At 40.7% G+C, this 25,400-nt stretch carries 21 protein-coding genes; 11 read left to right on the plus strand and 10 right to left on the minus strand.

Features of this window, described 5'->3' with window-relative positions; genetic code table 11:
- Position 1: 1 nt before the first annotated feature.
- Complete coding sequence (locus tag W7W_RS23125) at positions 2-121, minus strand: hypothetical protein (RefSeq protein WP_234408667.1); 120 nt, start codon at positions 119-121, stop codon at positions 2-4.
- A gap of 26 nt (positions 122-147) precedes the next feature.
- Complete coding sequence (locus W7W_RS23450) at positions 148-288, minus strand: hypothetical protein (RefSeq protein ID WP_157202448.1); 141 nt, start codon at positions 286-288, stop codon at positions 148-150.
- Between the two features lie 367 nt (positions 289-655).
- On the opposite strand from W7W_RS23450, the gene W7W_RS21825 reads away from it, so the two are divergent.
- The 4 genes from W7W_RS21825 to W7W_RS0106215 all read left to right on the plus strand — a co-directional run bounded on the left by W7W_RS21825 (position 656) and on the right by W7W_RS0106215 (position 2,768).
- Positions 656-892, plus strand: a complete 237-nt coding sequence (locus W7W_RS21825) for a DUF4248 domain-containing protein (protein ID WP_010662949.1) — start codon at positions 656-658, stop codon at positions 890-892.
- 542 nt (positions 893-1,434) lie between these two features.
- Positions 1,435-1,929, plus strand: coding sequence for a hypothetical protein (locus W7W_RS0106205; RefSeq protein WP_010662950.1), 495 nt, complete (start codon positions 1,435-1,437; stop codon positions 1,927-1,929).
- Positions 1,922-2,335 (plus strand): helix-turn-helix domain-containing protein, encoded by a 414-nt coding sequence (locus W7W_RS21830; protein WP_010662951.1) that lies wholly within the window; start codon positions 1,922-1,924, stop codon positions 2,333-2,335. Before W7W_RS0106205 ends, W7W_RS21830 begins: the two co-directional genes overlap by 8 nt.
- Positions 2,336-2,345: 10 nt before the next feature.
- Positions 2,346-2,768: a hypothetical protein gene (locus tag W7W_RS0106215; RefSeq protein WP_010662952.1), complete on the plus strand. Its 423-nt coding sequence runs from the start codon at positions 2,346-2,348 to the stop codon at positions 2,766-2,768.
- A gap of 230 nt (positions 2,769-2,998) precedes the next feature.
- On the opposite strand, the gene W7W_RS21835 is transcribed toward W7W_RS0106215, so the two are convergent.
- The 8 genes from W7W_RS21835 to W7W_RS0106260 all read right to left on the minus strand — a co-directional run bounded on the left by W7W_RS21835 (position 2,999) and on the right by W7W_RS0106260 (position 13,833).
- A complete protein-coding gene (locus W7W_RS21835) occupies positions 2,999-3,244 on the minus strand; it encodes a type II toxin-antitoxin system TacA family antitoxin (RefSeq protein ID WP_010662953.1) in 246 nt (81 codons plus the stop codon).
- Positions 3,245-3,376: 132 nt separating this feature from the next.
- Positions 3,377-4,324, minus strand: coding sequence for a HipA domain-containing protein (locus tag W7W_RS0106225; protein ID WP_010662954.1), 948 nt, complete (start codon positions 4,322-4,324; stop codon positions 3,377-3,379).
- Positions 4,317-4,655, minus strand: coding sequence for a HipA N-terminal domain-containing protein (locus W7W_RS0106230; RefSeq protein ID WP_199898062.1), 339 nt, complete (start codon positions 4,653-4,655; stop codon positions 4,317-4,319). The genes W7W_RS0106225 and W7W_RS0106230 overlap by 8 nt, the downstream gene beginning before the upstream one ends.
- The gene (locus tag W7W_RS0106235; protein ID WP_010662956.1) at positions 4,645-4,857 is read right to left on the minus strand and encodes a helix-turn-helix transcriptional regulator; all 213 of its coding nucleotides are present in this window, start codon (positions 4,855-4,857) and stop codon (positions 4,645-4,647) included. Before W7W_RS0106235 ends, W7W_RS0106230 begins: the two co-directional genes overlap by 11 nt.
- 989 nt (positions 4,858-5,846) lie before the next feature.
- Complete coding sequence (locus tag W7W_RS0106240; protein WP_010662957.1) at positions 5,847-6,953, minus strand: MBL fold metallo-hydrolase; 1,107 nt, start codon at positions 6,951-6,953, stop codon at positions 5,847-5,849.
- Between the two features lie 492 nt (positions 6,954-7,445).
- Positions 7,446-9,773: a glycoside hydrolase family 20 protein gene (locus W7W_RS0106250; RefSeq protein WP_010662958.1), complete on the minus strand. Its 2,328-nt coding sequence runs from the start codon at positions 9,771-9,773 to the stop codon at positions 7,446-7,448.
- Between the two features lie 207 nt (positions 9,774-9,980).
- The gene (locus W7W_RS0106255; RefSeq protein WP_010662959.1) at positions 9,981-10,358 is read right to left on the minus strand and encodes a RidA family protein; all 378 of its coding nucleotides are present in this window, start codon (positions 10,356-10,358) and stop codon (positions 9,981-9,983) included.
- 760 nt (positions 10,359-11,118) lie between these two features.
- On the minus strand, positions 11,119-13,833 hold the full coding sequence (locus W7W_RS0106260; RefSeq protein ID WP_234408666.1) for a putative LPS assembly protein LptD: 2,715 nt from the start codon (positions 13,831-13,833) through the stop codon (positions 11,119-11,121).
- 222 nt (positions 13,834-14,055) lie between these two features.
- Here W7W_RS0106260 and W7W_RS0106265 point away from each other — a divergent pair, with 222 nt between their 5' ends.
- The 7 genes from W7W_RS0106265 to W7W_RS0106295 form a co-directional block, all read left to right on the plus strand.
- Positions 14,056-15,186, plus strand: a complete 1,131-nt coding sequence (locus W7W_RS0106265; protein ID WP_010662961.1) for an N-acetylmuramoyl-L-alanine amidase family protein — start codon at positions 14,056-14,058, stop codon at positions 15,184-15,186.
- A 148-nt stretch (positions 15,187-15,334) separates the two neighbouring features.
- Complete coding sequence (locus tag W7W_RS0106270; RefSeq protein WP_010662962.1) at positions 15,335-16,582, plus strand: MlaD family protein; 1,248 nt, start codon at positions 15,335-15,337, stop codon at positions 16,580-16,582.
- Positions 16,583-16,879: 297 nt separating this feature from the next.
- Positions 16,880-18,331, plus strand: a complete 1,452-nt coding sequence (dnaA, locus tag W7W_RS0106275) for a chromosomal replication initiator protein DnaA (RefSeq protein WP_010662963.1) — start codon at positions 16,880-16,882, stop codon at positions 18,329-18,331.
- A 673-nt stretch (positions 18,332-19,004) separates the two neighbouring features.
- On the plus strand, positions 19,005-21,455 hold the full coding sequence (locus W7W_RS0106280) for a PBP1 and LysM peptidoglycan-binding domain-containing protein (protein WP_010662964.1): 2,451 nt from the start codon (positions 19,005-19,007) through the stop codon (positions 21,453-21,455).
- 11 nt (positions 21,456-21,466) lie between these two features.
- On the plus strand, positions 21,467-23,437 hold the full coding sequence (abc-f, locus tag W7W_RS0106285; RefSeq protein ID WP_010662965.1) for a ribosomal protection-like ABC-F family protein: 1,971 nt from the start codon (positions 21,467-21,469) through the stop codon (positions 23,435-23,437).
- A gap of 72 nt (positions 23,438-23,509) precedes the next feature.
- Positions 23,510-24,241 (plus strand): 23S rRNA (guanosine(2251)-2'-O)-methyltransferase RlmB, encoded by a 732-nt coding sequence (gene rlmB / locus W7W_RS0106290; RefSeq protein ID WP_010662966.1) that lies wholly within the window; start codon positions 23,510-23,512, stop codon positions 24,239-24,241.
- 60 nt (positions 24,242-24,301) lie between these two features.
- The coding region (locus W7W_RS0106295) for a DNA polymerase III subunit gamma/tau (RefSeq protein WP_010662967.1) at positions 24,302-25,400 on the plus strand (1,099 nt) is incomplete at its 3' end.

Here is a 25,400-nt window from a genome sequence, read left to right on the forward strand (position 1 = left end):
CCTAAACTGCCTCATTTACCATTTTACAAGAGATGGATTCCAGATACTCCTCGATATCTCTGGCCTTATAGTAAATTTTCCGGCCTGCCTTTCGAAACTTGATGGTCTGATTGTCCCGCATATTTTGCAAGGTGCGTCTGCTGACATTTAATAGCTTACATACCATTTGTCCTTAAAACCATCATTCTTTGCCACATTAATACTGTCAATCTTCTCATTTAAGTGATCCAGCTTACCCAATAATTTATTGAAAAGATGCTCGTCAACGATTACAACTGTTTTGCTCATGGTTAAAATGTTTTTAGTTCGTGAATTTTGAGATTCCAAACCTAGGCAACAAGGCGCATTCGCGTTATAGTAAAAGATTGTACATAAAAGTACGAGGCGATAAAAATTAGTAGTGGATAGTATTGTATCGTATTTTATCTTTTTTACAAGTTTTTATTTGCAGGAAAGTAAATATTATTGAGCACATATTTCAAAAAATCCAAGTGCCATTTTTTTCGGGAAATGAAGTTTATTACGATATATTACGATTTGGTAATTGCCTTTAGTGGTGTTTTTTACGATATGTTTTGATATATTTCAAATTTTGTTTTTTGCATTTTATTTCTCTATAATTACCACCGGAATTATTCAAAATAACACCTTAAATATGGCATTTTTCAGGACTATTTTAAAACAAGATTTAGCCGGGAAATTATACCCGCAAAGTTCAAATGTTAATGCAGCTATGCAGTTACTTCGAAAAGAGATTAAGCATTCACCGGCATTGAATAACCAGCTGAATTTGGTGACCAGAAACAGACGGGCACATTATTACACCCATAAGGAGTTGGAGGTCATCCTGAAGCACTTCTGCATTAGTCAGGAAGAATTTGAATTGCTTTGAAGTTTGTTGACCAAACACAGGGCAAATATCGCAGAAAGCGGCTCAAAAGTACTGTTAGTACGAATAAACAGACCGCTTTTGAGCGCTTTTTCATGCTTTGGAGGACATTAAGAGATTATTTAACTTATATGCAGAGGTTATTTCACCGGCTTTTGAGTACTTGGCTCATTTTGCAGAGTATATTCAGAGTGCTTATTGAGTACTTTCCGGAATAACATGAGTGCTTTTTGACTACCTGGCCAGTTTTTAAGAGTGCTTTGACGAAATCATTACCAATATGAAGACATTAATTGTAGTACTTTGGGTAAGGTCGCTTGATTTTGGAGAGTATATTTTATTGTAACTGATAAGGTGATTTAATCCTCTGAATAAGTTGATATCTATACAACTTTCCTTTAATTGGATTGGATAATAGTTTTTTTATTTTTGTTTGGTGAGATTTTTTGAAAATTAGACAATAAAGGCAGAGCTTACCAAAGCAGGAGTAGGTAAGAAAGGGGTCTAAATATTTTAGTTATAAGTAAAATTGATTTATATTTGCGATGAAATTCCGAATCCAAAAGCTGGAACAATTTACAGGCGAACAAGCTGGAATATATTCCATATTTCTTGAAGATGAACAACAAACGATGTTTGAACGTTTTCTTAAAGAAAATATTAGTTTATTTAAAAGTGAAATAATTGACATAACCCAAAGAATAAGAGCAATAAATGAAAAAACCGGTGCCAGAGAGCAATATTTTAAATTTAAGGAAGGTATTCCCGGTGATGGAATTTGTGCATTGTATGATTTACCGGAGAAACATTTGAGGTTGTATTGCATACGTTATGGTAGTTCACTTTTAATATTGGGTGGGGGTGGATTAAAAGAAAAAGACATCCGGGCTTTTCAGGAAAATGAGAAATTGACAGAAGAAAATTATTTTTTGCGAGAGGTTTCGGACTTAATAACGGAGCGCATAAAAGACGGAGAGATAGAGTATACTGCAGATTACACACAATTAACAGGAAACTTAGATTTTAATACAGATGAGTAATAAAAATCAAAACAGCAATATTTTATCCGATATATTGTCGGAGATCACCCCGGAAGAGCAAGAGAGAACCAATAAGCGTATGTTGTTGGCTGCCAGAATTGATGATGTCCGACGGATAAAAGGCTGGAACAAGAAAGCGTTTGCTGAAATTATGGGACAACAACCATCTGTTATAACAAAATGGTTGAGCGGAACGCATAATTTCACTACAGATACTTTATTTGAACTGGAAGAAAAGCTGGGAATTAATTTAATACAGGTAGAAAAGGAAGGAAAAACTTCTGAGATTAATCTATTTTTTCAGTTAAAGGGGCAAGAAATTAATGAAGGAATTCATAACAGCGGTGAGGATATTCAGATTTATGGAGATCAATTTTTTATTTCACAAACCTCAATGGAGTGTTAAATAGGTTCTTATGACAGATTCTGATATTGGTTTTCGGTTGAAGAATATTGAATTATTGGATTTTAAACTGCATTATCCGGAAAATCCTTTACCGGAAAAGCGATTTTATGATTTCAATTTAAGTATCAATCAAAAATTAGATAAGGAAAATAAGCTGGTGAAGGCGGTTCCATCGGTAGATGTTGTAATGGTTGAGGGAGATAAGCGAACAGTTCAGGCCAGTATCAAAGTCAGTTGCGTTTTTGAGTTGCAGGAGGTTACTCCTTTTCTATCAGATGAAACCGGCGAAGTGGAGTTGGCGAATAGACTTATTGTATCTATCAATTCTGTAACCATCTCTACCGTCCGCGGGATTTTATTTTCAGAGTTGAAGGGGACCTTTTTACATGGTGTTAATCTTCCGTTGGTTGATCCCGCCCATTTTAAAGTTTGATATAATTTTCTGTTCTTTTGTTTCTTGACTTAACAAAATTCATCACTGCTTTTTTATATATTAAATACTCGTAAGTGCCTGAAAATATTGGACTAGATTTGAGTTTGTTCCTTGTAAATTCTGTTAATGAATTTTCTTCACAAGTGAAGTTCTTCCTGCTATGTGTTTTTTCTAAAAGTTGAATTTTCACAAAGACTCCATTTGAGATTTATACCTATTAGCTGCTTCAATCAAATCCGGATTTGGTTTACTATCTCCAAATATCGCATCAAAGAATATATTTCTCTATCCCTTTCACTGAGAATAATCCGGTTATTCTTTGCAACAATTTCTTTAGCTTGCTTTTTAACAACCCGGACAATAAAACTGCTTAAGGATTTATCTCCACTTAATTTTTGTGCTTTTTGAAAAATCTGTTTATCATGCGATGAAATCCTTATCTCAATTCTTTCATCTTTATTTAATTGCGTTTCCATAATACTTCATTTTTTTTACAAATGTATAGTGTTTTATAGTATTAGGTGGTTTTCTTCAATGAACCCCAAGAAACGAACATCCCAAAGAATTTCTTTAAAGTTTTAAAATAACAGAGTTATCTAAAGTTGGGATTACGACCAAAGTCGTTTAGCCCTTTCCTCAATTAACTCTCGGTACTCAACTTTTTTCTCTTCAGGTAAAAACGAATCATCTATAAAATCAAGCACTTTAGGCATGGCTTTTTGAAATCTCTTATAGATATTATCAATTTGCTTCTGGTTTAGTTTCAGACTATCAGCCAAATGCTTAAAATCACCGGATTTAAACTTACGCTTTCTGCCATTCAATGTTAACGCCAACTCTTCCGGATCATCTTTTTCTGAAATGACCAGCCGGGTGGATAAAAGATCATAAGCCGGGGCCAACTGGGTCAGTCCATTTTCTAAATCTATCAATGAGAAGTTTTTCAGGTGCATATCAGCATTCCCCGTTAAGAACGAAAACAGCGTTACCTCAAAAAACATTTGCGCATCAAACAATGGGTTCGATGAATGTTGCATTATGACCTTTCCAACCTGTTCCATGGAGCCTTTGTACTTGTCCTCAGTCAATCGCTCACTTAACTGGCACAAATCTTCCATGGGCAGTTTCCTTCTTCCAACACGATCAATTCTTTTGGTAATATAAGCCAGTTCTCCTGACTTAAGCCTGATTAAAGAATGTGGGACAACCTTAATCTTAAAGAGTTCGGCTAAATGCATGGTTAAATCTTCATTTTCCGGCAGGTTGGCAAATTGATGAGTAGGTGGTTTCAGGATGTAGTTACCCAAAACACCAACCAATATCAGTCGGTTCTCATGTCTCCTGCCTGGTTCAAAATGAAAAGATAACTTGGCTTGCACACCTGGTACCGTTACATGACTCTGTACTACCTTTTTCGCCAATTCATGCATTTGGTCTAATGAGTAGTCCAGAACAGGAGCCTTTGCTGCCCCAAATATCTTTCTGGAGCACCTGGCATGAAAGTCATTGTCACTTTCTTCTAAAGGCTGATAGCAATATAAACACTTGTTACTCATTATTCTCTTCATTAAACGGTACCACGGAAACTGCGCCAATACAATCTTTACAGCAGGCTAAAAGCAGGCCCATTCGGTCATTAGCCTTCAACTTCCAGTTATCTACGGCCACATCCAGCAACCAACCTTCCGGAATCAGACCATCAAAAAAGGGAAACATCGTATTCGATGAATAAGGATACTCAGATATTGGCAAGGTTTTACTTACCGGCCATTTCTCTTCTTTTGATAAATATTCTTTATCATATGAGAAACGATACCCTGTATCTGTCTCTTCAATAATTCCGGCAAAATCGTCCTGGTAAAAAACTTTTCCTTTTCTATGCATCATTCAATAGTTTACTTTCAACAGGGGCCAGTTCATGACCAAACAAAGCCAACACTTCATTCACTTTATCCATTCTCAAAGTTTCTTTACCTTGTTCCAGGTCACGGATAAAACGCAAACCCACTCCGGCACGTTCAGCCAAATCCTGCTGAGTGAGCCCAAGCTGCTTTCTGCGTTGTTTTACAAATTGTATGAGATTTTGCATGGTTTATACCTTTTGAGGTATAAATGTAGTAAATATTTTGAATTTATACCCGATGGGATATAAAATATTTTTTAATTGTGTATTTATACCTTATAGGGTATATTTATTTATTAAGAAAGCTTAATCGTAATATCCTTTTTTGATATTCTTTTTGGCATCGCCCCAAAAAGAATGAAAAAGTCTCTGACAATTATTGTTTTAAATTAAAACGGGAGCAAAGCTATATAGTGGTACAGTCCATTTTTTATTAAATCGCTGGCCATATCTAGTATATGGGCATGTATCATTTTTAGTAAATAGTGACATCTTATTCTTTATCAAATAATAATATCCTAAAAGAACTGACTGTCCTAATTGGGATTGACCTTGGCAGGTAAGCCTAAAAACAAGGTTGTTTTATCGAAAAATCGTCTTTGTTTGAATCTCGCGCGCGGAGCAAGAGAGATGAGTTTAGACGATTTCGATGAAAGAACCGTAGTTTTTAGAGCGCAAGCTGGCTAAGTCTTGACTTTCTTTGTCCCGAAATAGGTTTTTGTTGGTTTTGGAAAAGTAAAACCTTACAAAGCCATAATCGGGATCAGGGTTTTAGGGATGAAATCCCTTTTTAGCGAGTAATTTTGATAGTTCTGCAAGGAAGAATCTTTTCATTGCGTATCTGTTCAAAAAAAAATTAAGGCCAATTTTCCTACCCAAAAAATTCCCCAAAATTTTAACATTTAGGTTCGAATCCCTTTTTGAATAAATATTACCTTTGAAGTGAAATAGAGTTCATTTCGAAGTGAACATAAGAGGCATAATTAACATAATCCTGGTGGACTTCCAGTGGACTTGCCTTTTTGCTAAAATAAAGTGTTGAAAGTGAGTGCTTTAGGGCTTAAAGTTCATTTCCCTCACTCTCCGCAAAAAAGCCATCCTTTTAAGGGTGGCTTTTTTTGCCTTTAAGAAGGAAAGGTTGGAACAACGGTGGAGTCGGGGCTAGAATGACTTGTTCATTTCCACCAATTGGTTGTAGAGCTCATCCCGGGCACAACTTTTTCACCCATAACAGGGGTGACCAGATCAATGCCATTTTCTTCAGCCCTGTCGGAGACCATTTGAATGGATTTGTTCCATGGATGCAAGGCCAAATCAAAGGTTCCCCAATGGGTGGGGAACAGGAGCTTTGTATTCAGATCCTTACACAATTGAATGACCTGGTCAGGAAACAGGTGGGTTAGGGGCCAACCATTGTTCCAGCCATCTATTTCCACAAAAGCCAGGTCGAAAGGACCGTATTTTTCACCTATCTCTTTCAGATGCGCACCATACCCGGTATCACCACTGCTAAATATGTTTTTGTCTTTACCTTTAATCGCATAAGATGCCCAGAGGGTTTGGTTACGGTCAGAATTACTTCTTCCTGAGTAATGGATGCCGGGAAGAGCCGTAATCGTTATTGAGTCAAAGGTGGTTTCCTGATTCCATCCTAATTCGGTTATATTTCTCATTGGTACGCCCCAACCTTCCAATCTGGCACCTACTTCAAGAGGCGCAATAAAGTGAATGTCTCTCTTTGCCAGTAATTTAATGGTTGCTGTTTCCAGATGATCATAATGGTCGTGGGTAAGGATGACCAAATCAATTTCCGGAAGATCTTCCCTCTTTATTGGCGACTCATCATATCTTCGGGTAATTATTGGCAGGGGGCCGGCATTCCTGAATACAGGATCGAATAGGATTCGTTTTCCATCCAGTTCAAGAATTAAAGTAGAATGCCCAAACCAGTAAGTAGCAAAATCAGCCGGGGTTTCTGAGAAATCATTTTTAGTAAGCATTTGTTTCGGGAAGGAAGTCTTCGGGGCATAAGGTGAAGTTTTGAAAAATCTCGAAAATCCCGGATCTCCTCCGGTGGTTCTTTCCGGATAATGAGTCAGCTTCTCGGGACTGATGAATTCTCCGGTTTCTGTAGAATAATAGTTTAAGCCACCATATTTGGTATTTCGTTCTTCAAGGGAATCGATACTGCCAAGTTGTTCGTTTATATAGAAAGCAATACCTCCTGCAAAAATCAGAAGCACAATAAGAACCCACAATGCCGCTTTGAAAATTTTTCTCATAGTTGATAAGATATTATTTGTTTTGGTGTTGTTATTTTCAGTTCTGTCGAACATTTTAACCGGACACCCACGATTAAATGTGAATATCACTCAGGTCAGATCAATAACAGTAAAGCAGTTGTTCCTGTTCAAAAGTTTTTGAAATGGGCAAAAATCCTGTCAGGAAGTATATAGAGTCTGGTCATAAACTAAGCGTTTTTCAGGTGTTTGAGATAGAACGTTCAAATTCAAGGCGTGTGAAAAATATAAACCGCAGAATACTAATGTATTTGAGGATTTAGCTTTTGAGCAACAACGCAGAAGCTGGACTTTATAGACAAACACTACTTAGACATTCAGGAAGCTGTATGTCCCATTTGGAGGAGGTATTGAATTTCTTCAACAAATTTTATTTAGGAAAAATGGAAGGGAATAATTCGGTGGAATGGGCAATAAAGAGTTTGATTAAAAGTGCAAAGGCCCCGTGAGTTGGGACCTTTGCATTATCTGATTTTATTTTATCACAATTTCATCAACAAAGAGATATCCCGGCATGCCGGCACCTCCGTGCCATTCCGGCATTGATTTTTCTGATTTTCCAATGATTTTCACATAGCGTGCTTTGACAGGATCAAACCGGAGTACGTGATTCTTAATTCCATCACTGTCATTTTTTTGTAACGGATCATAATCACGTGAAGCTAACGTGCGGAAACTTTCGCCGTCATCTGACACCAGTACTTTAAACTGACGCACATCAAATATCCAGTCACCTTTTACAACGTTGGTTGTCAGAGCAGCTTCACGGATCGTTACCGGCTCGCTTCCCAGTTCAATAACAGCTTCCAAATCGTTTCCACGAAATGCAATCCACCTTCCTGTGCGGTAGTTGTTGTTGCCATTAAGACCGTCCACCAGTGTGGAGATGCCGTCATATCCGTATTGTTTGTCAATGGGTTGGAGTGATTTGATGGGTTTTGTTGTTGCCAGATTGAACGAGATCGATTCACTGAAAACTCTGCTGGACTCTCCGTTGAAATAGGTTCTGGCCATAACTATGGCATCTTTGTCCACCTTAATCACTCCTTTGTATTTGGGAGAATGTTTTACAGGAGCTGTTCCGTTAAGCGTATAATAAATATCTCCTTCTGTTAAAGATGAGAGGAAAACATCGATGGTATTGTCTTTGGCATTGGGAGCAAATTCAGCATTCAAATCAAAAATGTGTTTGGCATAATTGTAATCATTGATTTTATAGATTTCAATGAGCTTCAGTAACCTCTGCAGAAAGTCTTCATAGTTTCTGTTTTCAGGCTCCATCCATTGTACTTCACTAAGAGCTGCCATCCGCGGAAGAACCATGAATTGAGCATGTTCAAATACAGGGATGTATTCTGTCCATAAATTGGCTTGTGCCCCCAGGATATGTTTTCGTTGCTTTTTTGAGAGAACCGAAGGCACCGGCTCCAGACTGTAAACTCTTTCCACGGGAGAATAGCCACCAATGGCCAGGGGGTCACGTGCAACATCGGTAGATTGATAATGGTCAAAATAGACATGTGAATTGGGAGTCATAACGACGTCATGTCCCTGCTTTGCTGCTTCGATGCCACCGGACATTCCTCTCCATGACATGACGGTTGCATTGGGTGCCAGTCCGCCTTCCAGGATTTCATCCCAGCCAATCAGCTTGCGTCCGCGATCGTTGATTATTTTTTCCACCTGACTGATGAAATGGCTCTGCAAGCGTTCCTCTGCCGAGTGATGGTCATCAGCCTTAAGGCCAAGCTCTTTTATTTTTGCCTGACAGGTGGGACATTCTTCCCATCTGCTTTTGGGGCATTCATCTCCACCGATATGTATCATTTCGGACGGGAAGAGATCCATTACTTCATTGAGGACATTTTCTACAAATTTCAGTGTCTTATCCTTTCCCACACACAATACATCTTCCGAGACGCCCCATTGTGTCCATACTTCGTAAGGTCCGCCGGTACAACCCAGTTCGGGATAAGCAGACAATGCTGCCAGCATATGTCCGGGCATATCAATCTCAGGAATGATGGTAATGTGTTGATCTGCTGCGTATTTTACGATTTCTTTGATCTCATCCTGTGTATAGAAGCCTCCATACGGTTCTCCGTCGTAACGGCCGCTGTTGCGTCCAATTACTGTTTCTTTACGCATGGAGCCGACTTCGGTCAGTCGCGGATATTTTTTGATTTCTATCCGCCACCCCTGATCCTCGGTAAGGTGCCAGTGAAATCTATTGATATTGTGGAGCGCCAGCATGTCAATAAAAGTCTTGATCTCTTTCACAGAGAACATGTGCCTGGCCACATCCAGCATCATTCCTCGGTAGGAAAAACGGGGGGTATCCTTAATTACTGCTGACGGGAAACTGATACTGGAGCTCTTTTTAACAGGAAGTGATTTTCTAAGTGTCTGAATTCCGTAGAACACCCCTGTTTCAGAGGCTCCGGTGAGGGTAATGACGTCACCGGAGACATTGATTTCATAGGCTTCTGGGCTGTCTGATTTCAGTCCTGTTTGAAGAACAATGCGGCTACTTCCTCCCTTGGTGGCGATAATGGTTTCTATCCCTGTTTGTTGTTTAATGTATTGTTGCAAAAAACCGGCATTGCGACGCATTATCTGAGAATCGTCGCCCGTAACGATTTTTGTTTCCCGGGTTAATTCAAACGGAGATTCCTGGTTTTGAATGATTTCCATGGGCAATGGCACCACCCGGTAATCAGCGGTGTTTTGGGCATTGGATATTCCTGAGAGAATGCTCAGAAAGCCTAGTGCCAGTGTCTTTAAAATGCTCTTTTTGATCATGTCTGTTTTTTTGATTTTATTATTTTATCCATTGATGTCCGGTTGAAAAATTGAGATTGCTTCTCAACGTTTGCAATGACGGGTCTTTGCAGGGTGTTGAGTGTTGGTAGGGGGTATTATGTGTTATGGACAAAAATAATAAAAACAAATCGTGTTTTGTAAAAAAATAACAAAAGATGAATGAATTTTTGCAATTTATTGCTAATCTTATCTTGCTGCCACCGCCTCTATCTCCACCAAAGCCCCCAAAGGCAGATCTTTAACAGCAAACGCTGCCCGTGCAGGAGGATTTTCAGAGAAGTATTGTCCATAAACTTCGTTCATTGCTTTAAAGTTGGCAATATCGCTTAAAAGGCAAGTAGTTTTCACTACGTTTTTGAAAGTACATCCGGCTTCAGAGAGGATAGCGTCCAGGTTCTTCATCACCTGTTCTGTCTGGCTTTTGATATCTCCTTCTATCAGTTTTCCCGTTTCAGGATTGATGGGTACCTGTCCGGAAATATAAATCATGTTGCCGGCAATAACTGCTTGACTATAAGGCCCAATGGCTTGTGGTGCGTTTGGGGTGGAGATGATTTTTTTCATGGTTACTGAATTTTGTGTTTAGTCTGAATAATTCATGGATTTTCGTTATGAGATGCTCAAATATCAATAAATTCAAGAAACCACAGTCAAATTTGAAGAAGGAAATAGTGAACTATTTTCAAATTAAATTTGCTGAGGACTCTTGAATTTCGCTGGTAGTTGAGTATCGTAATAGATAATTTGTGAATTAATCAGGTTAGAACCTTACTTCTAATATTCGTGTTTTATTTGGCAAAATATTTCTAAAATGGCTACGCCAATTTTTGCTTGGCGTCCACGAATTTTACGAATTACACGAATTTATACCCTGCGGGCGAGTGTTGCTATGCAACACTTTTTTAAGAACAGCTTGCAGTTCAATTAATTCGTAACGCTCGGCTATGCCGCTTGCTTGCAATATTTCGTGGACGAAAAAAGTAATTGCGAAGCAATTAGCTTATCCAGCTAATTCTCATTTGATTTTTTTTACTTGTTTGGTTCTGGTTTAGGGTTTTGGGAATTTTTTCAGAGTTCTAAATTTAAGCGAAAGAAGTGAGTATGGCAACGATTGTTTCAAAAAACATGTGAAAGTTTTTGCATGAGAGTTCCATCCGACCAATTCCTTAGATGAATTCTATACTGATGAGGTATCTGTGATGAGCTGAAAATATACTTTGTTTGCTTTCTCTATATCATCACCTGGAATTAAGATGCGAACAAGAATCCAAATAAACAAGCTGGCGCCTACGAGCCAAGAGCTACGAGCTAACAGCAAACCGTGTTAAAAACTGCCAAATCCCGGGTTGTCACGGGGGTGACTGCGCTTTTCGTATTTCAGGTCGCGAAGCATACTGCTGTTTACCGAAATGGTGAAGAAATAAGACTTGTAGGAGCCCACCGGTACCAGGTTAAAACTCATGCTCCAGCAATGCAGATCTCGGTTGATACGTACATTCGTGTGCGAAATTTCCTTTCTGTCCAGGTTATATCCTGTGCTGAAATTAACGGACCATTTTGGTGTCAGCGTCACATTTCCATTCAGACTGATGTCGGCCGTAAATTTCTTGTCGTATGCCATTTTCTCGGTGTTGAACTTATCCTGTACAATCCTCATATTGTAATTCAGTGATAAGTTCCATGGCATAGAAAAAGGTGCATATTCGGGGGTGGGAGCGTTCGCTGCCGGTTGTTGTGTATCCCCCTGTGGCGGTAGGTTTTCGGGAGGCATTTCACCATCCGGGAAATCTGAGTTATCGCCTTGCTGGTCTTGTTGATCATTCTTCTTCTGGAAATCCTTGGACCCGAAATTCAATCCGAAACTCAGGCTCGCATTTTCAAGTCGTGCTATTCTTTTTTTATCATTCCAGAGCAGTGTGTTTACCCTTGTGGGATTTTCCCGTTCATCCAGTTTAATGGTATAGGGATCAAAAAGGGCATTGAAATTGACTGCGGTACCCAGTACTTTGGTTCTTCCACTCATATTGATTCTTGACCAGTTCATCGAGTCGGCCAGAAAATTATAGGAGGTGCTGAGGTTTAAGGACTCCAGAATGGGGATTTTTTTGAATCCGGTGCTGTCTTTCCGGCTTTTAATCTTCATCTCCAGGTTGTTATTGAGTCCAAAACTCATGGAGCCTGACTCACCCCGTCCGGGGACACCGTACATTGATCCTTCATAGATGGAGTAGTCGTGTCTTACAATTTCATCTCTGCCGGCATCGTAATATTCAAACCAGTCGTAATAACCGTATTTGGGATCACCAAAGTCGGGACTGTAGCTGAAGCTGACTGAGGGGGTCATCATATGGCGGATGGCCTGAATGCCCTCGCCAAAAAGCCAGCGGCTGGGGCGAAAAAAAGTATAAAGTTTTGTTTGGGTTCCCACACTGAAGTTGTAATCATAAACCCGGTTAAAGCCCTGTGTGGTGTCAGAAACGACTACCCGTTGTTGTTCTTCGTCGTAAGATTTCTCGATGGATTTAAAATACCACCTTTCTTTATAGTTGAAACTGGGAGAGAAGGTGAAGTGTCTGAGAAACTTAAAGTTCATGCTTACCGGAATGGAGTGTTGTATCCCGTTTTTCCAGTCCTGAGCAAGGTTGGAATCCATAAGTTCACTTTCTTTGGTGGAAATCCGGTTACTGGCATTACCTGTATAGCTCAGACTTATTTTTTCATACCAATTCTCTTTAGATCCCACTTTATTTTTGCTTTTGAACGGGTAGATCCGGTTCATGGTCAATGTCAGGTTCGGAATGGTCAGGTCAATAGTGGTATCACGACTGTTTTGTGAGTGCTGGGCATTGGCTGAGAAATTAAATGGCGTTCCGGGAAATTGTCTGGAATAGGAAATGCTGGATCGTTTGGTGTTGGTTGCCAGCTGTCTCGGGTTGATAATGCTTCCCACATTATTGCGGTCGAAAGAGCTGGTGGAGAAATTGACACTGGCCGAAAAACGACGGTAGGGGTTGGCTTTGGAATCCTGACTGTGCGACCAGTTGATGGACATATCCGTACTTTTGCTGTAGTCGGGCAGCTCTTTTTCGCTGGAGATATTGGTAATGTACTGAAAGTTGAAATTTCCGGAGAACCGGTATCTTAGTTTGTATTTGGACGACATGCGCGTCCCCCAGGAACCGTTGGTGTAAATGTCACCGGTTAGGGATAAATCAAAATAATCGTTCGCAGCCCAGTAATAACCTCCGTCACGCAGAAAAAATCCACGGTTGCTCTCTTCACCATAGGACGGAAGAATAAAGCCGGAGCTGTAGGTAGAAGAGCTGGGAACAAAACCAAATGGAACCACGAATGGCATAGTCACATCCTCAATTACCAGATAGGCAGGTCCGGTGATGATTTTTTTTCCGGGAATGACCTTTGCTTTGGTCATATTCAGATAAAAGTGCGGATGGTCATGGTTGGTACAGGTGGTGTATTTTCCGTTTCTCAGGCAATACACATTGTCTTCCAGCTTCTTAGCCCGGTCACTGACCACATATCCTTCACCTTGTTCGGTAACCACGTGTTCAATAATGGCTTTTTCGGTTTCAAAATTGTAACGAATCGAACGCATGGTATACTCTCCACTGGGATCTTTAAAGATTGGAAGACCCGTCTCTGCACCTGTTGAATCAATCCTTCCTGTGGCATATGCGAGACTACTGTCCAGGTCAAGTTCTATCTGATAGGCAGTAAGCAATACATCCTGGTAACTGACACTGGCATCACCATATAGAAACACCTTTCCCCCGGTAAACTTTACCGAGTCGGTAGCTGAATAGTCCACTTCAGCTTCTATTACAGGCGGACGGGACTCTTTGTTTTGTGTTGTGTCAGTTGCCTGTGATAAAGTGTCGGAAACAGCTACCGAAACACTGTCCTGTACCAGTGGGTTCTGAGCATTGGATTTTACTGAACTTGTCAATAAAAGAAGTAGGGCCGAAAAAAAACCGGTCCTGACTATAGAGAGGCTGTATCTGTATTGTGTTGGTATCAAGATGGATATAATTCTAAGCTGTCGAAAAAGGTTTATTGACATTTCAAAAATCAGCACAAAAATAAGGTAAAAAACGGTCTTTAGGGTGCTTTTTACAGCAAAATTGAGGCCAAGACATCGGATGGCTCAAAAAACAGTCGATTCGCAGAAGTTTTTTTATTTTTGGGATGGTATTTGCATTTAAAAGCTGCAAATTTGCATCAGTAATTATATTTTTCTGTTATGGAGAATTGTCAGGTACTTTCATATATTCGACATAAATCATTTTTATTTCTGGCTTTTGCTGTGTTGTTCCTATCGTCTTCTTATCACTCAGCAGCACAGACACAGGAACCTGTTCAGCTGAAAACGGTGATTCTGGATCCCGGACACGGAGGGAAAGACTCCGGAGCAGTGGGGCGCACCAGTAAAGAGAAAGATATTGTTTTGGAAATAGCTTTACAGGTAAAAGAATATCTGAATCAGTATCTGCCTCAGGTTGATGTGGTAATGACTCGGGATCAGGATGTTTTTGTTCCTCTGAATGAACGGGCAAAAATTGCCAATGAGAGCGATGCAGATTTATTCGTTTCTATCCATGCCAATTCCATTTCCACCTCCCGGATTTATGGTGCCGAAACATTTGTTTTAGGGTTGCACCGGTCTGAAGAAAACCTGGAAGTCGCTAAAAAAGAAAACTCCGTAATTGTTTTAGAGGAGGATTATAAAGCAAAATATGAGGGGTTTGATCCTAATTCCACTGAATCGTATATCATTTTCGAACTGATGCAGAATGTTTATCTCGACCAGAGTATTGGTTTTGCCTCTGCCGTTCAGAAACAGTTTCGGGAAAGAGTTGGACGACATGATCGTGGAGTCAAGCAAGCCGGATTTCTGGTACTTCGTGAAACTTCCATGCCGGGAGTTTTGGTGGAAGTCGGTTTTCTCAGCAATCGTGATGAGGAACGTTTCATGAATTCCAAAAACGGTAAAGTTTATCTGGCCTCAGCGATTTACAGAGCCATCAGGGATTATAAAGAACATTTTGATGAGGTGAATTCAAAATTAGTGACCAATAATTCCCCAAATGTGAATAAAGTGCACGTTACGACCGATGGTGAGATCGAAGCATCCACTTCCCCGGTTCAATATCGTATTCAGATTGCAAGTAGTAAGAAGCAACTGGAAACCAATCAGGAGTTTTTTAAACAATTTGATTCCGTTTGGGAGTATCAGGAGGGGGATTATTATAAATATACAACGGGGCTGGCTGCAAGTCATGATGAGATTCTTGAAAAGTTGCCTGAAGTAAAAAAAATGGTTCCTGATTGTTTTGTGGTGGGTTTTAAAGATGGGAAACGAATAATTCCCTAACCTGCTTTATACACAAACATCAAAATCCGCATGCCGCTGAGACTTCAGTTTAGGAGCATGGGTACGCATCATAAGCACAGGGGTATGATTAAAGGAGTTGCGGGTTTCATCAGACCAAAGACTTAACCTGATTCAAAAAAGACAATCGATGATAAAACTTAAAAAAGAGTATAAAATTGCAATCACAGTTGTTGCTGCCCTGGTTATTTTAATCTGGGGACTGAGTTTCCTGAAAGGGAAGAATATCTTTAATTCAGGAGATCTGTATTACGGCGTTTATTCCAGGGTTAACGGACTTACCGAAGCAAGTCCGATTCACTATCACGGATACAAAGTGGGTTCGGTAATGGAAATTCAATTCTATCCCGAGCGGGAAGATCGTTTTGTGGTCGTATTCTCACTGAGCAAGGAAATGTCCCTGAACGAAAATACACTCGCCCAGATTTATAGCTTTGACTTGATGGGGGCTAAAGCTGTGCGTTTTGTTGACAATGGGGCAGGAGCTTTATTAATGCCCGGCGATACTTTAAAAACCGACATTGAAAGAGGATTGACTGCCGAACTGGCGCCTATCAAAAACAAGGTAGAAAATCTGGTGGTTCGGATGGACAGTACGCTGAACAGTTTATCCGGCGTTTTTTCCAATGAAAACAATGAGAGTCTGGAAGAGGGTATGAAAAGTTTCCGGGCGATGATGAGAAATCTGGAACAAACCACAGCAACGGTCAATGCTTCGCTGGGCAATGGGGGAGCTCTGAACCGTACACTGACCAACATTGATTCGGTTACCGGGGTTCTGGCCCGACAACAGGATAATATTTCCTCAACTATGGAAAATGTGGCCGGGTTCAGTAATCAATTGGCAAAGGTACATCTTGACAGTCTTGCGGCAGGAATTGATTCCAGTCTCACATTGGTTAACACATTGCTTCGACAGGCACAGGAGGGAGAAGGAAGTCTGGGGTTATTGCTTTCGGATGAAGGTCTGTATTATAACCTGATGGATGCCTCTGCCAATCTGGACCGGTTACTTGCCGATGTTCGTCACAATCCGGAACGATACCTGAGTATTTCTGCAGTCGATTTGGGCAAAGATGTTTATCTGAATGTTTCTGATGAACGGGCCGAACAGCAGGGAATTGTTTATAAGGTTGAGATTGCCCGATCTAATGAACCACTCCAAATCAAGAATCAAATGATAAAAGAGAACTATCGTATTTTTGAGGATACTGATGGGAATAAATACACTTACACTATTGGTAATTCTTCTTCCTATGCGGAAATAAAGGGCATCCGGGATGAAATTATTCATCAGTTTCCCGATGCCGAAGTAGTCGCATTTAAGGATGGGAAGGCCATTCGACTAATTAAAGCCCTTCGACAAACCGGAGAATAACAGCTATTTTATTGTTAAATAGAATAGGCAAAAAAAAGATTTTGATGAAAATGATGATTTTTTTCAAAATTCGGTTCAACCACCTTTAATTCAAGTGTTTGTGTGTGTTAACTGAAAGTTAATTTTTTTTAGTTTATTGCTGAATATCAATGCCTTATACATGGTTAATTTCAATGGTTTGACTATTAACGGGATAAAGTGATTCCTGAAATTTCAACCCTTAACCCATTTTTTTTTCCAGTTTTTTTTAGCAAATTTTGTCCTTACCGAAGCACAAATTATTAACATATTGTAGAAATGGAAGGCATAGAAACCAAACTGGATCATAAGCAAATATGGGCTGAGTGTTTAAATTACATTCAGGCATCAATCCCGGTAAACGATTTTCAAACCTGGTTTGAACCCATTGTTCCACTTAAACTGGAGCACAGAGTGCTGACGATTCAGGTGCCTACTTATTATTTTTACGAATTCATTGAGGAACAGTATATTAAGCTGGTCGGGAAGGCGCTTCGGGAAATTATCGGGCCAGGAGCCAAGCTTGAATACAGTGTGGTAATGGCTCGTAAACAGACTCCTTCGGCTTCCAATTCCTATACGGTCAATTATCCTACAGCTGAACGTCATGATTTGCGTAATCGTGCTGTCGATAAAAAATACTCACGTCAGGAGCAACCGCAAATCAGAAATCCATTTATAATTCCCGGGGTAAAGAAACTGGATATTGATCCGCAGTTAAATCCTGAATATACGTTTGAAAATTTTGTGGAAGGTGATTGCAACCGTCTTGCACGATCGGCCAGTGATGCTGTAGCCAAAAATCCCGGTAAAACTGCTTTTAACCCCTTGTTTTTGTATGGAAACAGTGGTTTAGGTAAAACGCATCTGGCTCAGGCTATTGGTATTGAGGTGAAAAAGCAATATCCTGAAAAGACTGTTCTTTATGTAAGTGCCAATAAGTTTACCACCCAATATACAGATTCGGTGGCGCGCAATTCAGCCAATGATTTTATGCATTTTTATCAGATGATTGATGTATTGATCATTGATGATATTCAGGAACTTGCCGGAAAGGAAGGAACGCAAAATACTTTCTTCCACATTTTTAATCACTTGCATCAGTCAGGAAAACAGCTGATTTTGACATCTGATAAAGCTCCGGTGGCGCTCAAAGGGATGAAAGAAAGGCTTCTGACCCGTTTTAAATGGGGCTTGCCTGCAGATTTACAATCTCCCGATTTCAATACCAGGGTGGATATTTTAAAGACCAAGATATACAAGGACGGAATTTCCGTATCTGATGAAATTGTTCATTACATTGCTTCACACATTACCGACAATGTGCGTGAACTTGAAGGAGCATTGATTTCACTTTTGGCAATGTCAACGCTTAACAAGGCAGAAATTACACTTGATATAGCCAGTACCGTTGTTAATCGGTTGGTGAGTAAACCACAACGCGAGATTACCGTCGGTCAGATTCAACAGAAAGTTTGCGATTTTTATGGCATTAATATGGATGCTTTGCAGTCAAAAACCAGAAAGCGGGAGATTGTTCAGGCCAGACAGGTCGCCATGTTCTTTTCTAAGAATTTAACCAATTCTTCACTCTCGTCCATTGGCTCTCAAATTGGTCAGCGCGATCATGCCACTGTATTGCATGCCTGTAAGGCTGTGAAAAACCTGCAGGAGACCAATACCGAGTTTAAGCATCAGTTGAAAGAGATTGAAGGACTCCTGCGACAGTAAAACTTATTTTAATTCGGACACAATTTAATTTTTATGTCTTTTTGTTTCCGATATTACAATTTTCAGTTTGTAAAAACAGAAAGCCTCATCAGACATTTTGTTTGAATGGGGCTTTAGTTTTTTACCTGCTTTATATATAAAACCGGTAAGGTGTAAACAGTCTGAAAACCTGAGCAATATCCTGGGGGGCTTCCCCAGTCTATTGCTTAAAGACCGTCGGCCTTTTAAAAACAAACCCTCACCTTGTCACTCTGCGATATTATGCATTTTCTTAAAAGGGAAAGCCCTGCTTTTAGAAGGACTGATTAATTTATGAATTATTGTGGTGAGATGGTCAAACAGCAAAAAATATGAACAACAACAGATGAAACGAACATGATATATTTTAAGCATAAATATCACAAAAAAATATTTTTAAAAAATAATATGTGAGAGCGAAGCAGTTTCATTCGTTCTCAAATTTTATACTAATGAAACGAGCTTGGCAATGGTTGCCTATAAAGAACATATATAAAATCAATCATGTGAGTTCCATCCGGCTTTAGCAAACAAAATTTATACGGATGAATTAGTCAGGTCAATTCTTTCTTTTAAAAAGCATATCTTTGGTACTTTCTTTGATGATTTTTTGCGAATTTTGTGCCAGAATAAAACGATTTTGAAAAGTTTGATCATGTTAAATAGTACTTTCCGCATCAACAGTGTTTTTATTTTAGTTATTTGGTTGTTGTCAACGGGTTTTTCGGTTGCTCAGGGTCAAGAAGGTCAGTCCCCCGGCGAACACAGGATTGTTGTTGATGGGCACGAATATTTCCTGCATGTGGTAAAGCCGGGTGAAGGATTTTTTGCGATAGCGCGTCGGTACAATGTTACTCAACAGGAAATTCTTGAGGCCAATCCGGAACTTGAGGGCGGACTGAAAAAAGACCAGGTGATTAAGGTTCCGGTTATTGAGGGACGCAACGATAATAAAACCAATATGGTTCGTTCGGGTGATTATATTCTTCATACTGTAGAAAAAGGTCAGACCGCCTGGTTTATATCCCGGAAATATGGTGTTGAAGTGAAGGACATCTATGAAAATAACGCAGGATCAGAAAAACAACTGATTGTGGGAAGTATCATACGTGTACCGGTCAAAAAAGAAGAAGATCGTCAGGAGCATCAACAGGATGAGGATAAATTTGTTTATCATGAAGTTCAGCCCGGCAATACACTTTATTCACTTTCCCGACGATACGATGTAACAGTTGAAGAAATTTTACAAAACAATCCGGGGCTTCGCAGTGGCAGCTTGTTACCGGGGTCGTTGGTTCGAATTCCAAAGGTTACTGAACCTGATGATGCCGTGGTTTCTTCACAGCAGGAAGAAGCAGGTGTGATTCAGGGAGAGGGCTATATTTATCATGAAATTCGTCCCGGACAAACACTTTATTCTATTAGTAAACGATACCAGGTTGATCTGGATGTTATCCGTAATGCCAATCCTGATGCGGATACGGATGATTTGAAACCTGGCTATATGCTGCGTATTCCACGTCAGACCGACGAAGAGGTTGCGAAATCAGACCATCAGCAAAATCTTTTTGAACGTCATAAAGTGAAACGCAGGGAAACACTTTTCTCCATTTCACGTCAGTATAATGTGGATATGGAAACCATTCGTAAGGTGAATCCAACTGTTGATTTTTCAAATCTTAAAAAGGGAACAGAATTAAATATTCCAATGGATCAGTGGTTTGTCCAGAATCTCCCGGGAGTTGAGGAGCAGGGTGAAATGGCTGAAGGTGTGCCTGACTCACTGAAAGTGGAAAGATTTATTCCCACACGAAATCTTTGTGACAACAGAGAGGGGATTGGTTATTCCCGACCTGCCAAAGTTGCGGTTTTATTACCTTTTGCACTTGATGCCACCGATGAAGCCAATGTTATTGTCAAAGTCGAAAATGGTGATACCATCCGGACGCCCAGGAAATATCCTGTGATTTCTCGTCGGTCACGCATTTTTGTAGAGTTCTATGAAGGGGTTTTACTGGCTCTGGATGAATTGAAAAAGGAGAATGTCAATGTGGATCTTTCCGTTTACGATATTACCCAGAACAATGGAAATATTGAACTCCTGCTGAATTCTAATCCTGAGTTGAAAGAGGTGGATATTATTATCGGACCGGCACGTTCGGATGATCTGGAGGTGGTTTCCGACTTTTCTATTAAGCATCAGATTAAGTTGGTTTATCCGCTTTCCAACGTCAATCCTGTTCTTGACAGAAACCCTTATGTTTTCCAGGTCAATACCCCGGATACGTTGCTGTTTGATAAGATGGCCAATGAAATTATACGCCAGTCCGAATCATACAATCTTCTGGCCATCATACCGGAAGGTGAGGATCCTTATGCGTCTGCATTTCTGGATAATTTTCGGCAGAAGGTCTTTTTTAATGAGTTTTCGCTGAATAAGGATATGAATTACCGGGAATACCGGATGATGGGCAAAGAGGACATGACCAACCTGGAGGCTTTACTGGACCCCGTGAAGAAAAATTTTGTGGTGGTGCCCACCAACAGCGAGGCCACCCTTTCCAAGATAGTGCCTACGCTGGCAGGTATTGCAGAAAAAGGAAAGGTGAAAATTTCTCTTTTCGGGATGACTGAGTGGCTAAGGGCGCAGTCCATTGAGCCCGGGGATATGTTCTCGCTTAACACGCAGTTGTTTACATTCTTTGCCTTTGATTACGAGAGTGATAAAACACAGGATTTTATAGAGAAATACAGAAGTTGGTATCATACAGAGCCGCATGCTGTTTCGTCCTATTTCCAGAACTCTTCATCTTCTTCAGGATATTCGCGCTATGGCGCCTGGGGATACGACGTGGCTTATTACTTTATTTCATCTTTGACAAAGCGTGGTGAGTATTTTGAATTTTGCCCTGAACCGTTGCTGGATGTTCAGCCTGTTCAGTTTAATTTTTCTTTTAAACGCATCTCGAACTGGGGCGGCTTTTACAATGACGGAATTTTTCTGTTGAAATTCCTGCCCGGTTACAAGGTAGTCAGAACACCCGTAATTTCCTTCCAACCCATGATTCCCATCGGGGATGATAACAATGCTATTGAATCGTTTTAAGTTTTTTTTATATGGTTTCTGTTAACCAACTGACACTTGATTTTGGTACCTTTTTGCTTTTTGAGAATGTTTCGTTTCTGATCAACCCACGTGATAGAATTGGGCTTGTAGGGAAAAATGGTGCCGGTAAAACGACCTTGTTGAAGGTGATTACCGGAGCGCAGGAGCCCACATCGGGTGAGGTAACCATGCCTCGTGATTTTTCTGTGGGGTACCTTCCGCAGGTGATGAAACACGATGACCGCTTCTCTGTTTTTGAAGAGACAGAGCAGGCTTTTTCCGAAATTAAGAAACTGGAAAAGCAGATTGAAGAGCTTACTCATGCCATTCACCAACGTGAAGACTATCATTCGGATGAATATCTTTCGTTGATTGATCGGCTGACTGAAGCTACCGAACGTTTTAATATGTTTGGGGGCCACGATTACCGGTCGCGTATCGAGGTTACCTTAAAAGGCCTGGGTTTTAAACCATCCGATTTTCAGCGTCCCACTTCTGAGTTTAGTGGTGGGTGGAGAATGCGAATTGAACTTGCTAAGATATTGTTGCGAAAACCCGATTTGTTTCTATTGGATGAGCCAACCAACCACCTGGACATTGAGTCTATTACCTGGCTCGAAGATTTTTTGAAAAATTATAGTGGCGCGGTCGTGCTTATTTCGCACGATAAAGCTTTTCTGGATAATGTAACTACCAGAACCATCGAAATTTCACTGGGCAAAATATACGATTATAAGGCCTCCTATTCACAGTTTGTAACCCTGAGGCACGAAAGACGGGAGCAACAGATGGCCGCTTATCGCAATCAGCAAAAAAAGATTGAAGATACCGAGCAATTTATCGAGCGCTTTCGTTACAAGGCCACTAAGGCTGTGCAGGTGCAGTCGCGCATCAAACAGCTCGAGAAAATGGATCGCATTGAGGTGGATGAGTTTGATAACAGTAAGCTGAATATTAAGTTTCCGCCGGCCCCGCATTCCGGGAAAATTGTGGTAAGTGGTAAGCATGTTTCCAAATCGTATGGTGATTTGCTGGTGCTCGACGATATAGATTTTGATATAGAAAGAGGGGAGAAGGTGGCCTTTGTGGGAAAAAACGGGGAAGGAAAAACCACGCTGGCCCGGATTATCATGCAGGAACTTCAGCACAAAGGAACTGTAAAGCTTGGGCATCAGGTTAAGATTGGATACTTTGCCCAGAACCAGGCTGAAAGACTGGATGAAAACCTGACAGTTTTTGAAACAGTTGATAACGTGGCTGCTGGTGATATCCGAACAAAAGTCAGAGATTTGCTGGGAGCTTTTCTCTTTAGTGGGGAAGAGGTGGATAAAAAAGTTTCTGTTTTGTCGGGAGGGGAACGTACCCGGCTGGCAATGGTTATGCTTTTGCTGGAGCCTGTGAACTTCCTGGTGCTTGATGAACCGACCAATCATCTGGATATGCGTTCGAAAGATATTCTGAAACAGGCACTGAATGATTTTGAAGGTTCTGTGCTGGTGGTTTCGCACGACAGAGAGTTCCTGGATGGTTTGGTGGACAGGATTTTTGAATTTACCAATAAGAAGACCAAAGAACACCTGGGTGGAATTTATGAATTTCTCCGAAAGAAAAAGATGGACAGCCTTCAGGAGTTGGAGAAGGTGTCTCCAAAGGCAAACAAGACCGAATTGGGGTCATCAGGAGTATCGTCGGGGCAGTCGGGTAAGATTGCCTTCGCCGAGCGAAAAGAACTGAACAAACGCATTAAAAAGGCTGAAAACGAGGTTTCAAAAGCAGAGGAAGATATTGCCAGACTGGAGAATGAACAGGAAGGTTTGTCGGCCATTATGGAAAATCCTGAAAAAGCCTCAGATCCCGCTGTTTTTGAAATGTATCAGAAAATTGAAAAGAATCTTGATACAGCGATGGAGCAATGGGAGAATGCACATCTTGAACTCGAGGAGTTACAACAAAAAAGAAAGGTATTGGATGAAAATGCCTGACTTAACCTCTAGCCTCTAACCTCTAACTTCTAACTTCTAACCTCTAATATCTACTGACTAAAAACTAATAACATGGCAAAAGAGATAATTTACGGAATACGTGCGGTAATGGAAGCTATTCAGGGCGGCCGCGACTTAGAAAGAGTATTGATCAGTGAAAATCTGAAAGGCAATCTGGCAAAGGAACTGCAGGATCTGATTCGTGAAAAGGATATTACCTTTAAGAAGGTAAAACCGGAGCGCATTGACTGGGCAACGAAAAACAATCACCAGGGAGTGGTGGCTTATTTGCCTCCGGTGGAATATCACAACATCGAAAAAGTGGTGGAAGATCTGATGGAGCTGGGGAAAGAACCTTTTGTGCTGATACTGGACGGTATTACTGATGTACGAAATTTCGGAGCCATTGCACGCACCGCCGAGTGCGCAGGTGTTGATGCCATTGTTCTTCCCGAGAAAGGAAGTGTTTCTGTGACTTCCGATGCCATAAAGACATCTGCAGGAGCTTTGTTTCGGGTTCCTGTTTGCCGTGAAAAAAACCTTTATTATGTATTGAGGCATCTGAAAGATCGCAACTTTACGGTTGCTGCAGCTTCAGAAAAGGGTGACATCGATTATCGCAAGGCTGAATACAAAGGATCGGTGGCTCTTATTATGGGAGCCGAGGACAAAGGGGTGTCGGGACAGCTGCTTAAACTGGCAGATGCTCATGTCTCCATTCCCATCCATGGAGAAATAGGTTCTTTGAATGTATCCGTTGCTGCCGGAGTGTTGATTTATGAAGTTTTGCGTCATCGCGATTGATAAGATTGTTGGTTGAGCCGGTCGTTTTGATTATATTTGTTGCGCTCATAGAAAAAAATTATGGAATACATTGTTTCGGCACGAAAATACCGACCAGATACATTTGACTCGGTTGTAGGTCAGAAAAACATCACAACAACCCTGAAGAATGCTATCAAAAATCAACAACTGGCACATGCCTACCTGTTTTGTGGTCCGCGCGGTGTTGGAAAAACAACCTGTGCTCGGATTTTTGCAAAGACCATTAACTGTAAAAATATTTCGGCCGATTTCGAAGCTTGTAATGAATGCGATTCCTGTCGTTCATTTAACGAGAGCCGTTCCTACAATATTCATGAGCTGGATGCTGCTAGTAATAACTCAGTGGAGGATATTCGTTCACTGATTGATAAAGTACGTGTTCCGCCTCAAATGGGGCACTACAGTGTTTATATTATTGACGAGGTTCACATGCTTTCGCAGGCGGCTTTTAATGCTTTTCTGAAAACACTGGAGGAGCCTCCCAAACATGCCATCTTTATTCTGGCAACCACCGAAAAGCATAAAATTTTACCCACCATTCTTTCCCGTTGTCAGGTTTTTGATTTTAACCGGATTACCGTGGAGGATGCTGTGGAGCATCTTAAATATGTTGCCCAAAAAGAGAGTGTTACTGCCGAAGAAGAGGGGTTGAATGTGATTGCCCAAAAGGCTGATGGTGCCATGCGCGATGCCCTGTCCATTTTCGACCAGATAGTGGCCTTCTCAGGAAAAAATATCTCTTACCAGCAGGTAATCGATAATCTGAATGTGTTGGATTACGATTACTATTTCAAACTGGTGGATGCTTTTTTGAAAGAGGATACTACTCAGACACTGTTGTTGCTGGACGATATTCTGGATCATGGTTTTGATGCCGGCCATTTTGTGGCAGGACTTTGCAGTCATTTACGCGATTTAATGATGTGCAAGGATCAGAGTACGGTGGCTTTGCTTGAGGTTGGTGCCTTCATCAGAGAGAAATATCTTGAACAGGCCGGGGCATGCCCGGTTGATTTTCTTGTTTATGCGCTCGAAATTGCCACCAATTGTGACATTCAGTTTCGCAATGCCCGCAATAAACGTTTGCATACCGAATTTGCCCTCATCAAATTGTCGCGGTTGCTTACCGAAAAAAAAA

Origin of the sequence: Marinilabilia salmonicolor JCM 21150, assembly GCF_000259075.1 — a bacterium.
In the GTDB taxonomy this organism is placed as follows: domain Bacteria; phylum Bacteroidota; class Bacteroidia; order Bacteroidales; family Marinilabiliaceae; genus Marinilabilia; species Marinilabilia salmonicolor.